At 56.5% G+C, this 418-nt stretch carries 1 protein-coding gene; it reads right to left on the bottom strand.

Annotated elements, in window-relative coordinates; all coding sequences use genetic code 11:
• Positions 1-87 precede the first annotated feature (87 nt).
• Positions 88-418: IS4 family transposase (locus tag F1735_RS34320; protein ID WP_267876725.1), on the bottom strand; the 331-nt coding region annotated here is incomplete at its 5' end.

Raw genomic sequence — 418 nt, 5'->3', positions numbered from 1 at the left:
ACAATCCAATTTCTCTGGCACGCACTCAAAACCAATGGTCCAGCCGATTCCAATAACCCCAGAGGCATGCCCTTATACATAAGTCAGTCACCCCAGCCCGTCGCGTAATGCACGTAAGGTCTCCGCCGAGGCGTGCACTTGATCGAGCCCCTTCCAGATCGTCTTGACGCCAGGTTCGCCATCGCTGTTGCGAGCCAGGAATCCACCAATTTTCGCGATCAGGCGAACGACTTCATTCAAGGTTGGTGGGGTCGCCGGCATCTTCATCTTGTTCAATAGGTGCGCGCCGCGAATTTCGTCAGGATCGAAGAACAATGCTGCGTCGAGGTCAGGGCAGTTACGGCCTTTGCGCATCAGGTAGGCCACGCGCCATGCCACCACCATGAACAGCGCCAGCGCCCTTTCGATGCGCTCAACT

The sequence above is a fragment of the Massilia genomosp. 1 genome, from assembly GCF_011682185.1.
Taxonomy (GTDB): Bacteria; Pseudomonadota; Gammaproteobacteria; order Burkholderiales; family Burkholderiaceae_D; genus Telluria_A; species Telluria_A rubra.
Note: the sequence above shows the minus strand (reverse complement) of the source record. Positions and strands in the feature narration are given on the sequence as shown.